This is a genomic window from Massilia sp. CF038 (assembly GCF_900129765.1).
Lineage (GTDB): Bacteria > Pseudomonadota > Gammaproteobacteria > Burkholderiales > Burkholderiaceae_D > Telluria_A.
In genome coordinates, this window is record NZ_FQWU01000008.1 from 24422 (window position 1) to 36770 (window position 12349).

Annotated in this window: 7 protein-coding genes; 2 read left to right on the forward strand and 5 right to left on the reverse strand. The window is 63.2% G+C overall.

Going from position 1 to position 12349, the window contains the following annotated elements:
- Nucleotides 1-54: 54 nt before the first annotated feature.
- Nucleotides 55-1191, reverse strand: coding sequence for a branched-chain amino acid ABC transporter substrate-binding protein (locus BUC24_RS25625; protein ID WP_073223468.1), 1137 nt, complete (start codon nucleotides 1189-1191; stop codon nucleotides 55-57).
- A gap of 177 nt (nucleotides 1192-1368) precedes the next feature.
- On the opposite strand from BUC24_RS25625, the gene BUC24_RS25630 reads away from it, so the two are divergent.
- A complete protein-coding gene (locus BUC24_RS25630) occupies nucleotides 1369-3438 on the forward strand; it encodes a carbohydrate-binding protein (RefSeq protein ID WP_229448839.1) in 2070 nt (689 codons plus the stop codon).
- A 13-nt stretch (nucleotides 3439-3451) separates the two neighbouring features.
- Here the strand turns inward: BUC24_RS25630 and BUC24_RS27060 are convergent, their stop codons facing one another.
- The 4 genes from BUC24_RS27060 to BUC24_RS25645 all read right to left on the reverse strand — a co-directional run bounded on the left by BUC24_RS27060 (nucleotide 3452) and on the right by BUC24_RS25645 (nucleotide 9809).
- Entirely contained in the window at nucleotides 3452-3616 is a 165-nt protein-coding gene (locus BUC24_RS27060) for a hypothetical protein (RefSeq protein WP_178372625.1), read from the reverse strand.
- An 80-nt stretch (nucleotides 3617-3696) separates the two neighbouring features.
- Nucleotides 3697-5217: a M48 family metallopeptidase gene (locus BUC24_RS25635; protein ID WP_073223469.1), complete on the reverse strand. Its 1521-nt coding sequence runs from the start codon at nucleotides 5215-5217 to the stop codon at nucleotides 3697-3699.
- A 153-nt stretch (nucleotides 5218-5370) separates the two neighbouring features.
- Entirely contained in the window at nucleotides 5371-7377 is a 2007-nt protein-coding gene (locus BUC24_RS25640) for a S9 family peptidase (protein ID WP_073223471.1), read from the reverse strand.
- 155 nt (nucleotides 7378-7532) lie between these two features.
- On the reverse strand, nucleotides 7533-9809 hold the full coding sequence (locus tag BUC24_RS25645) for a putative bifunctional diguanylate cyclase/phosphodiesterase (RefSeq protein WP_073223473.1): 2277 nt from the start codon (nucleotides 9807-9809) through the stop codon (nucleotides 7533-7535).
- Nucleotides 9810-10139: 330 nt separating this feature from the next.
- Here BUC24_RS25645 and BUC24_RS25650 point away from each other — a divergent pair, with 330 nt between their 5' ends.
- Nucleotides 10140-12341 carry a TonB-dependent receptor gene (locus BUC24_RS25650; RefSeq protein WP_229448885.1) on the forward strand — a complete coding sequence of 734 codons (2202 nt, stop codon included), beginning with the start codon at nucleotides 10140-10142 and terminating at the stop codon, nucleotides 12339-12341.
- Nucleotides 12342-12349 lie beyond the last annotated feature (8 nt).

Below are 12349 nucleotides of genomic sequence, written 5' to 3' on the forward strand. Positions count from 1 at the left end.
GCCTGCATCGACTATTTACCTCGCGTAACACGAAACTGCGGCATTCAAGCAACGCTAGCGCACCACCGCCAGCTTGGTTTTTTTGCCGGCCCGATAGGTGTACAGCGTCATCGCCGGCTGTTGCAAGTCGCCGTAGGCATCGAAGGCAATGTCCCCCGTCACGCCGTGGTAGCGCAGGCGCGCCAGGGCCGGCACAAAGCGCGCCGGCTCGGCCGACTTGGCCTCCTGCATGGCCTTGGCCAGGACCATCACCGCATCGTAGGCATACGGCGCATAGGTCTGCAATGGCAGCTTGAAGGTGGTGCGGTAGCGCGCGCTGAAGTCGGCATAGGCCTGTTCGCCGTCGCCACTGACGCCGCCCGCCACCGCGCACAGCACCTTGTCCTCGCCCAGGCCGGCGCCGGCCAGCTGCGCCAGCTTTTCCGAACACACGCCGTCGCCGCCCATGAACTTCACGTCCAGGCCGAGCGCCTTCATTTGCAGCAGCATCGGCCCGGCCACGGCATCCATGCCGCCGTAAAAGATCAGGTCCGGCCGGGTCGCGCGGATCTGGGTCAGAATGGCGCTGAAGTCGGTCGCCCTGTCGCTGGTGAACTGGCGCGACACGATCGTCACCTTGGGGCTGGCGGCCCGAACCCCCTTGATGAATTCATCGGCCAGGCCCTGGCCAAAGGCGGTGCGGTCATCAATCACCGCCACCCGCTGTGCCTGCAGGCGCTGCACGGCCTGGCGGCCCAGCATGCTGCCGACCCGGCCATCATTGGCCACCAGCCGGAACGCCGACTTGAAGCCTTGTCGGGTGTAGGCCGGCGTGGTGGCCGAGGGGGTGATTTGCGCCACCCCGGCCGTGTGATAAATCTTCGAGGCTGGCACCGTGGTGCCCGAATTGAGATGGCCGACCACCCCAACCACGCCCGCATCGACCAGCTTTTGCGCCACTGCCGTGCCCTGTTTCGGGTCGCCGCCATCGTCTTCGGCCAGCAGCACCAGGCGCACCGGTTTGCCATCAATCTGGAAGCCGCGTGCATTCAAATCGTCAACCGCCAGGCGCGCGCCGTTCTCGGTGTCCTTGCCCAGGTGGGCACTTGGACCAGTGACGGGCGCGGCGCTGCCGATGCGCACCACCGTCTCGGCGCCCAGCGCCGGCAGGCAGCACGCAGCCAAGCACAAACATCCCAGATGCAGCCGCATAGCTTTGTCTCCCGTAAAAATTCTTGTAGCCAGTTTTGAGAGCGATTGTAGCTGGCGCGCCGCGCGCCGCCCGTTTAAATCGTTTGACACTGATTTGTTAAGTAAATATTATCGACCCAATTGGAAGGGCTTCCAATTTAGTGCTATCCACCATAACGAGACCGACAGGAGACAGGCATGAAACGACGTTTGGATTGGCTGCTGGGATGTGCCGCAGCCGTGTTAAGTACCGCATGTGCGGCCCAGAGCGCCTTGCCGGGACGGCTTGAAGCCGAGTCCTTTGCCAGCATGGCCGGCGTGGCCACCGAGGCCAGCAGCGACACTGGCGGCGGCCTGGACGTGGGCTGGATCGACACTGGCGACTGGATGAGTTATGCCGTCAATCCAGCCAGCGCCGGCTGGTACACGGTGCAGTACCGGGTCGCTTCGCCCGGCACCAGCGGCCAGATCGTGCTGTCGCAAAACGCGAAGGATATCAGCGCCGTGACGGCGGTGCCCAACACGGGCGGCTGGCAGAACTGGGCCACGGTCAGTGCGCGCGTCTATCTCAATGCCGGGCCCCAGCAGCTGGCCGTGTTTGCCAAGGGCGGCGGCTTCAATCTGAACTGGATCAGCTTTGCCGCCGAAGGCACGCCCAGCGCGCTGCCAGGCATTCGCCAGAACGGCGCATTCTGGGTCGACACTGCCGGCAAGAAGGTCGACCTGCGCGGCGTCAATCTGGGCAATTGGCTGCAGCTCGAATTCTGGATGATGAACCAGAGCATGTCCAACAGCGCTGGCGTGATCAATGACCAGTGCACGCTGGAGTCAACCCTGAGCAGCCGCTTCGGCCAGGCCGAAAAAGAGCGCCTGATGGGCGCCTTCCGCGACAGCTGGATCACCGCGCGCGACTTTGACCTGATCAAGAGCCTGGGCATGAACGTGGTGCGCGTGCCTTTCCATTTCAGCCTGGTGGAAGATGAAACGCGGCCCTATACCTTGCGTGCCGACGCCTGGAAGCACCTCGATTTTGCCATCAACGAGGCGGAAAAACGGGGCATGTATGTGATCCTGGACCTGCACGGCGCCGTGGGCGGGCAGGCTGGCGCCGCCGAGCAGCACGACGGCTGCGTGGGGGCGGCCCAGATGTGGACCAACAACAGCTACCGCGACCGCACCAAGTGGCTGTGGGACATGGTCGCGTCGCGCTATCGCGGCCGCACTGCAGTCGCAGCCTACGATCTGCTCAACGAACCATGGGGCACCGACGCCGGCACCATGGCCGCCTTTGCCTACGAATTGTTCAACGTGGTGCGCGCCAAGGACCCGGAGCATGTGATCATCCTGCCAGGTCACAACAGCGGTATCGATGCGTATGGCAATCCGAACACGCGCGGCCTGTCCAACGTGGCGCTGGGCATGCACTTCTACCCTGGGCTGTGGGGTTGGAATGAAGTGCAGGGCGCCGCGGCCCAGGCCAATGTGCACGCCAACTGGCTGCACTGCAATACCAGCGGCACGGGCGAATCGTGCGACTGGAACAGCAAGCTCACGGCCTTGCAGACCCCGTTCATCATCGGTGAATTCCAGCCCTGGGCGCTGACCGGCGCCTTTGGCGGCCAGGTCACGCGCAAGACCTACGATATCTATAACCAGTACGGCTGGGCCGGCACCAGCTGGGCCTACAAAACGGTCAGCTACGCTGGCTCGAACGGCGACACCAACAGCTGGGGCTGGGGCGTGGTGAGCAACAGCAGCAATGGCGGCGCGATGGGCAGTATCAATGTCAGCACTGCCTCAAGCGCCCAGATTGAGAGTTATTTCCGCGCGTTTGCATCGCAGGCGCTGGTGCGCAACGAAAGCGTGGCGTACTGGATGAACTGGAAGCCGGCCGTGGGCGCGCGCATCGAAGCTGAAATGTTCGCTTACCACAAGGGCATGCGCATGGAAACGACCAGCGACAGCGGCGGCGGCTTCAACGTGGGCAACGTGGACAATAACGACTGGATGAGCTATCCGGTCAACGTGCCCAAAACCGGCTGGTACAACCTGCAATTCCGCCTGGCCAGTCCGTACAGCGGGGGCCAGTTTGCCTTGAGCCGCAACAGCACCGACCTGGTCACCGTCACGGTACCCAACACGGGCGGCTGGCAGAACTGGCAAACCGCCACTGCAGCGGTGTACCTCAACGCCGGCCAGCAGGACTTGACGATTTATAGCAAGGTCGGGGGCTGGAACATCAACTGGTGGCAGTTGAGCGCGCAGTAATCATTGGGGTCACTTAGTTGGGAAGCTGGTCGCCGGCCGATGCTGCGCCGGCGCCAGCGGACGCGCTGGCCAGCGGCGGCGCCACTTGCGGCGCTGGCCGTGCGGCCGGGCTGCATGCCGTGAGCATGAAGGTCACGACAGCCAGCACCAGAAGGAAGAGAATCTGCAAACGTTTCATGGACGCGCCTCAGGAAAAAACCTCAGTATTGCATTTGTCGCAATCTGAGGTCCAACGTAAAACGCGCCTGCTTTTACCGTTCAGGCAGCCAGACGTTCGACCACTTCATCGCACCATTGCTGGGCTTGACGGTCGTCATTGCGCGTGCGCAGGAAGGTGTAGCCGGCGTGCAGCGCATCATTGGTCAGATGGCGGTTATTGCGCGCCGCAATCGTCAGATACTGCAGGCCGCGCTGGTCGCCTTCGTCCAGCAGGATGCAACCGAGGCTGAACGCAGCGCGCGGGAACGGTCCGCCTGGCTGGCGCAGCAGGTATTCCAGCACCGGCTTGGCTTCGGCTGGTGTTTCAAACTCGGCTTTCAGGCGCGCCAGTTCCTGCAGATCCACCAGCGACAGGGTATTGAGCGGCACAAAGCGCAGCGCTTCCAGGCGGGCGTGGGCACGCTTGACGTAGCGGTGACGCTCGGCCCAATCCTTCTTTTCCGCATTCCACCAGGCTTGGTCGAATTCGTTGGCCAGATGTTCGGCCAGGCGTCCCAGCAGGGTGGCGGCGGCACTCTTTTCCAGCGCCTCGGGCAGCACCGGTTTTTGACCGAGTGCCTCGACCCGCTCGCGCAGGCAGGGATGGGTGTCGGTGACGCCTGATTTTTCTTCCCACGCCGCTTTCAGACGCGGCTTGGTCGACCATTCTTCATGGCTCATGCGAAACGCCGTGCTCATGGACTGATACGGCATGAACACCGGACGCTCGCGCGTGTCGGCCTGGGTATACAGGGTCGACCAGAAATTGGTGTGGAACCAGCTGGCCAGCAGATTGCTGCGCACCAGCGCGGCGGCCATCACATCTTTGCCTGCCACACGGCCAGCGGCGCGGTCGGCCGAGAATTCATCCTGGCGCGACAAGACGAAGGTGTAGGCATTGAAGTAGGGCATGAAAGCGCCCAGCATCCGTACCAGGGTGGTGTGCACCAGGGTGGCGCTTTCGTCCGCTTCCAGGCGTTCGTGCACCGCGCGCAGCGTGCGCCGCTGGCGGTAAATCCAGGCGTGCACCTTGCCGTGGGCTGCGGCCAGGTGGGCGTATTCGCGGGCCACGCTGGCCATGATTTCGGTGGTGCTCTGGCCAAACATGAAGGGCAGGCCCAGCATCAGGTAATTGGTATTCGGTCCGATCAAGCCCCAGCGCGGCAGTTGCGCGATAGCGGCATTGTATTCGGTGTCGACCAGGACCCAGTCAATGCGCGGGCCCTTGAGCTTGGCCTGCATTTTGTCCAGCATCTTGAACAGTACCGGCGCTTCGGACCGCGTCACGGGGCGTCCCGCAGGCGTGGACAGGGGCGTGAGCATTTCACGCAGCAAAATATAGGCCACCGGCAGCAGCAGCAAGCCGAACATGCCGGCCAGGAAGACGGTGCGGTTCATGCCCGCATGGGCAAAGTGCGTGATCGCAAAACCGAGGATCAGGGTCACCAGGGCCAGGGCGCCAAACAGCACCACATAGGCCACGCAACTGAGCAGCAACACCTTGATACGGAAAGCCCGCGGCGCGTTGCTGGACTCGGTTTCAAGTCGTTCTATGAGCCAGCTGATTTCTTCGTCGTCCACCGGGACCTCCTAATTGCGAATCGGCAATTCTACCGTAGTGGTGAAAAATACAATACATGCATTGTTGTTTTTTCCATTAAAACGGCGTCATTTGTAACAGATTCTTACATCTGATGACGCCGTGCGTTGCCATAGGTCAACAAATGTGTTGCTCTATTTCATTTCAAGTGCTTCCGGCAAGCCTGGCGCAAACTCGGCGCCGTGCTTGACCTGGGCGGTCGATGCTTTCAGCGTGGCGCCAATGGGCTCGGCCCGTCCGCCCAGGCAGCGCGCCAAAAAGTTTTCCGCTACCGCCTGGAAGGCGATGTTGTTGACCGGCCGCGCAAAGCCATGGCCTTCGTCCGGAAACAGCACATAGGTGACCGGGATTTTTTTGGCGCGCATCGATTCGACGATCTGGTCCGATTCACGCACATTCACACGCGGATCGTTGGCGCCCTGGCCGATGAGCAGCGGGCGCACGATCTTGTCGGCCGCGTACAAAGGCGAGCGCTCCTTGAGCAAGGCGCGGCCAGCGTCGGTGGTGGGGTCGCCCATGCGCTTGTAGAACTGCTGTTTGAACGATTCCCAGTAAGGCGGGATGGTTTCGAGCAGCGTAAACAGGTTGGATGGGCCGACAATGTCGACCCCGCAGGCGAAGGTCTCCGGTGTGAACGCCAGGCCGGCCAGGGTGGCGTAGCCGCCGTACGAGCCGCCCATGATGGCCACTTTGTCCTTGCTGGTGATGCCTTTGGCCACGGCCCAGTTGACCGCGTCCAGCAAGTCTTCGTGCATCTTGCGGCCCCATTGCAGGTCGCCGGCGGAGATGAATTTTTTGCCGAAGCCAGTCGAGCCGCGGAAGTTCACCGACAGCACCGCGTAGCCGCGGTTGGCCAGCCACTGGTGGTAACTGTGATAGCCATACATATCGCGTGCCCACGGCCCGCCGTGGACGAACAGCACCATGGGCTGCGGCCCCTTGGCCCCTTTCGGCAGCGACAGATACGACACCAGCGTCATGCCGTCGCGCGCCTTGATTTCCTCGGCCTGCATGGCCACCAGCGGCGCCCCATCGAGTTCGGGCCGCGCCACGAACACCTTGGACAAACGTTTGCCCTTGCGCTCGTACAGCCAGAACGAATACGGGCTGGTGACGCGGTCGATGGCGACGATCCATTTGTCGTCGGCTTCGCTGCGCGAGACGATCGCGTAGTCACCCTTGGCGGCGCGCTTCAGATAAGCCAGGTCGGCTTTCACGGCCGGGTCCACGGCAATCTGCTCGCGCCGCAGGTAGCTCACTTCGTAGGCCTGGATGCGGCCTGTCTTCTGGTCATACAGGGCGTCGCCAATGTCGGCGCGCGCATCCTCGGCCACCACGCTGAACTTGCCGCTGGCCAGATCCTGGGCCATCAGCGCTGCTGTGTCGCGTCCACGCGAATCGGTCCAGTACAAGGTTTTGCCGTCAGCGGTGAATTCGAGCGGCCGCGTGGTGAGCGAGTCATCCAGGCCCACTTCGATGGCGGGTGCCGGATCGGCCTTGCCGTCGGCCCAGCGATAGTAATCGGTGCCGCCGTCGCTGCGTGACTTCGACGCCATGCGCAAGTGCAGGTCGTCGTCGGCAATGAAGTCGGCCCAGCCATCGTTCTGCTGCACCAGCGTGAGCTTGCCGGTGGCCAGATCAAGACTGTGCACGTCGTGCCATTTCGGATCCCGGTTGTTCACGCCGATCAGGATGCGGTCCTTGACCTTGCGCCCGACCTTGACCAGCTGGACCCGGGTTTTTTCGAACGGCGTGAGGCTGGTCTGGGCGCCGGTGTAGACGTTCACGCCGTACAGCAGAAAGTTCTCGTCACCGCCCTTGTCGTTGATGAACAGCAGCGACTTGGAATCGGGCGACCAGAAGGCATTGCGGATCGGGCGCTTGGTTTCGCTGGTCAGTGGCCGGCCGCTATTGGGCTTGTCGAGCGGCGCCACCCAGACATTGAGCACGCCGTCGCGCGGCGCGATCCACGACAGCCACTTGCCGTCCGGGCTGATGCGCCCGGCCGTACGGGTGGGATTGCCGAAAAACTTGGCGCGCTCGATCAGGGGCACGCCGTTCGCGGGCGGGGCCGCGGCATGCGCCAGGGACGGCAGCACAACACTTGCAGAAAACAGCAGGACCAGCGCAGAACGGATCATGAAAACCTCGCTTAGTGAATGGACCAACAGGACAGGCATATAACGAAACGCAAACCACATCGCCCTCGCGCAGGCGGGGGCCCATACCACGCTGAACAACTTCCGCAACATGGAATAAGAAGGATCGAATCCAAGCCTGACACTGGCAACTCGGCTCATGCCGCCGGCCGTATCACCCCGTCCGCCATCGCTGCCAGCAATTGCGCAAACGGCGCAGGCCGCGCAAACAGATAACCCTGCATGCAGTCGCATTCGTTGGCGCATAAAAAATCGGCCTGGGCCTGGGTTTCCACGCCCTCGGCCACCACCCGCAAGCCCAGGTGGCGCGCCATCGCCAGAATCGCTTGCACGATTGCCAGGCCGTTGACGTCGGACGGGGTGTCGTGAATGAAGCTGCGGTCAATCTTCAGTTCATACAGCGGCATGCGGCGCAGGTAGGCCAGGCTGGAATAGCCGGTGCCGAAGTCGTCGATCGAAAAACGCAGGCCCAGCGCGGCCAGTTCAGCCATGCGCTTGACGGTGTCGTCAAATTTATCAATCAGCAGCCCCTCGGTCACTTCCAGGATCAGCAGATGCGCCGGCGCACCGGTCTCGCGCAAGGTGGCCCTGACCTGTTCGACGAAGTCAATCTGGCGGAACTGGCTGGGACTGACGTTGACCGACAGCGGCAGCGCGTGGCCGGCCGCGCCCAGTTGCACCACCGCCAGGCAGGCTTCGCGCATGGCCCAGTGGCCCAGGCTGTGAATCAGGCCTGATTGTTCGGCAATCGGGATGAAGGTATTCGGGGGCACCGAGCTGCCATCGGCGCGCTGCCAGCGCATCAGCAGTTCGGCGCCGGCAATGCGCCCGCTCGGGTCTACCTGCGGCTGATAATGCATCTGCAGTTCGCCCGCACCCAGCGCCAGCGCCAGACTGCGCGCCAGCGTCAGGCGCTGCTCGACGTCGGTCTGCATCGCTTCTTCGTAGAACACGATGCCGTTGCGGCCGTCGGCCTTGGCGCGATACATGGCGGTATCGGCTTCGCGCAGCAAGTCGTCGGCCGTGTCGCCGGTACCGGGGAACAGGGTCGCACCCAGGCTGGCGCCGGACTGGTAGGACTGGCCATCGATGATGAACGGTTCGGCCAGGGCGGCGCGTACTTTTTCCGCAATCATCAGGGCGTGATGGGCAGCTTCCACCGTTTCCGCACCCAGGCCGGGCAGCAGCACCACGAATTCGTCGCCGCCGATGCGCGCCACCGTATCACCCTTGCGTACCAGCGCCGTCAGGCGCGCGCCGGCATGGCGCAGCAGCGCGTCGCCCACCGCGTGGCCGCGCGCGTCATTGATGTCCTTGAAGTGGTCCAGATCAATGAACATCACGCCGCTGTAACTGCCATCACGGCTGGTGGTCTCGAGCAGCTTGGCGATCCGGTCCATCAGCAGGCGCCGGTTGGGCAGGCCGGTCAGCACGTCGTAAAAGGCCAGCCGGTGAATGTCGTCTTCCGATTTGCGGCGCTCGGTAATGTCGCGCTCGACGACCAGCCAGTGGGTGTTGTTGCCGCCTTCGTCGGCAAACGGCACCATGTCGGTCTCGACCCAGTAGGGTTCACCGTCGCGCGTGTAATTGAGCAGTTCGGCGCGCACGGCTTCCTGGCGCGCCATGGCCGCTTCGATACGGCTCAAGGTGGTGTGGCTGGTGGCCGGCCCCGACAAATGCCGCAACGGCTGACCCAGCAGTTCGGCGCGCGCGTAGCCGGAGCGGCGCTCAAACGCGTCGTTCACGAAAATCACCGGCGCCCCCTGGCCAGGCGAGGGACCGACTTCGGCAATCAGCACCATGTCGTTCAGGCGCGCCAGGGCGGCAGAAGTCAGGCGCAGTTCATTGTTGAGCGCGTGCAGCTCGTTGCGTCCCAGTTCCATGGTCACGGCGGTGGCGCTGACGGTGGTCAGCGCAGCGGCCAGCTGGCGCAGCAGCACCCCGCAGGACAGGGTGATGATGCCGGTAATGAAGACAAAATTGACCGCGATGATCAGCGGCCGCGTGATCAGGCCGCCCCCGGTCAGCAGCGAGATGGCCAGCACTGCCACGCCGGTGATCGCCAGCCACCAGTAAGCCGGCCGCAAACCGAGCAGCAGGGCGGCCAGCACTGGCACCGCGGCCAGGTAGATCTGGCTGACCGGGCGGTTTTGCAGCATCAGCGCGGCGCCCACGGCAAAGGTGACGGCCATGAAGCTGAAGACCCGGAACGAGAACGGCAGGCTGCGCCAGTGCCACACCGCGAGCAGCCACAGCATGGCGATGGTGTCGATCACAGCCACCAGCCACAGCTTTTCACTGATCGCCAGCAGGACGCTGGGCACGGCGGTGGCGCCACCCAAGATGAGTACAACCAGCAACAGCCGGTGAAAGATCTGCAGGCGCCAGTGGGCGATGTCGCTCGGGCCGGTCAAGGTGTCGGATCCTCGTTGTACTTCGGGGAAAAAGCGCCTTCTCAATCCACGCGGCAGTGGAACTGAGTATTTTGATAACCATACCACAGCTTTCTGTTTATGCATCCGGTCTTCTCCCTGTGGCCTGCCCGCGTATTTTTTTGCGCCTTGGCCCTTGCCGGATTTGGTTTAGGCTGGAGTACCTGTTAGACTTTTAGAAATATATGTCTGCTTGAAACAATGACTTCTTTTAAGGAGCGCAAGCAGCAACAACAGCACCAATACAAGAACTTAAAGGGGTACGATCCGATGACAAACCGGTCCGGGCAATGCGTTCCGAGATTGCCGGCTGTGTTGGTCTGCGCGGCATTCGCCGGCGCGACACCAGTCCATGCACAAACCACGCCTGCGGGCGATATTCCCGAAGTGATCGTCACGGCCCAGCGCAGTGCCGCGCCCGCTTCCAGGACCCCGGTCTCGATGACGGTCCTGTCAGGCGAGCAGCTCGCTGCCGCCGCGCTCGACAGCCCCTCCGCCGTCGGCGCGCGGCTACCCAATGTGCATATGGATGGCGCCCCGGATGGTCTGCGCATCACCATCCGCGGCGTGTCGAATGCCGACACCACCGAAAAAGGCGACCCCTCGGCCGCTTTCATGCTCGACGGGATCTACATCGCGCGTCCACAGGCGCAGGACCTGAGCTTCTTTGATATCGCGCGGGTGGAAGTGCTGCGTGGTCCGCAAGGCACGCTGTACGGCCGCAATTCGACTGCCGGTGTGGTCAACGTGATTTCCAACGCGCCAGGCCAGAGCCTGGAAGGCGCTGTCAGCGTCGACCTGGGCAACTACAACAGCCGGCGCGCCAGCGCCATGCTCAACGTGCCGGTCAGCCCGTCGCTGGCGCTGCGCGCGGCCGTCGCTTACAACCAGCACGACAGCTATCTGATCAACCGTCAGGGCACGCCCTACACCCTGGGCGGCGACCGCGACGACATCTCGGCGCGCCTGTCGGCCAAACTGGCGCTGGGCGAGCAGGGCACGCTGCTGCTGCGCTACGAGCGCAGCACCGTCAAGCAGAACAATGACAGCCACGTGCCGTCCTCGAACTTTTATACCTTCGACGCGGCGGGCCAGCCCCACTGGAAGGATGGCAGCACCGATGAACGCCTGACCAACAGCTTCGTGCCCATCAACGCCCCCCTGCAGCAGGGCAGCGGCCGCGCCGTGAGCGATGGCTTGAGCGCGGAGCTGGAGTGGAATCTGGGCCAGGCCCGTTTGTATTATGTGGGTTCGCACCGCCGCTTCGAGCACAACCAGCGCGCCAATTTCTATTACGGCATCACGCCCGCATTTGCCCTGGGTGTGCGCCAGCGTTTTGACGGCGATTACAAGCAGGATTCGCACGAGCTGCGGCTGGCCTCGCAGGGCTGGGGCGCGCTCACCGCGCAGGCAGGCTTGTACTGGTTCCGCGAACAGTCGCAAGTGCTGTACAGCTTCCGCGACCTGGAATTGCTGCAGCTGCCGCCTTATTATGTGTTCCCGCATGGTCCGACCGAAGCCACCGGCAAGGCCGTGTTTGCCCAGGCCACTTACGGCTTGAGCGAGCGTCTGCGCGCCACAGCCGGTGTGCGTTTCTCGCACGACGACAAGTCGCGCATCGGTTCCACCAACTTCCAGCAGGCTGAAACCTTCAACCCGGCCACCGACCTGCGCTTGTTGAATGCAGCCGAACTGTCGACCAGCAAAACCACCTGGCGCCTGGGTACCGAATACGATCTGGACAAATCGTCCATGCTGTTTGCCACCGTCTCGACCGGCTACAAGGCGGGCGGCTTCAACGACGGCTGCCTGGCCGGTACCAGCGCGCTGGGCATCGCCTGCCCGGCGCAGCTGGCAGTGCCCGAAAACGCCCTGATCTACCAGCCCGAAACGCTGACCTCGTGGGAAGCCGGCTTCAAGTCGCGCTTCTGGCACAACCGCGCCACCTTGAGTGCCACCGCCTTCTATTACGACTACGCCAATTTGCAGCTGTCAGGCGTGGTGTCGGTCCAGGGTGCGCCGCGCTTCGTGACCACCAATGCCGGCCAGGCCCGCGTCAAGGGACTGGAAGTGGAAGGCCAGCTCAGTGTGACGCCAGTTGATCGCCTCAGCTATTCGCTGGCGCTGCTCGACGCCTACTACAGTGCTTATGCGCCCGATGGCGTGACCTCGTGGGCTGGCCGCAAGCTGGACCGCTCGCCGACCACCACCTTCTCGCTCGGCTTCGACCACAGCTTCGTGTTTGCCGCCTCGCGCCTGAAGGCCGGTCTGTTCACGCGCTACAGCAGCGCCTACGACATCAGCGTGCCAAGCCAGTTGCGCCAGTACCGCATTGCGTCACGCACCCAGAGCGACCTGACGCTGGCTTACGCGCGCGATGGTGCCGACTGGAGCGTGCATGGCTACGTCAAGAACCTGGAAGACAAAGTGCGGCCGATTTCGATCGACAGCTTCGGGATGGTGGTGCCCAGTGCGCCGCGCACCTGGGGTGCACGTCTTGAATACAGGTTCTGAACGGCGCC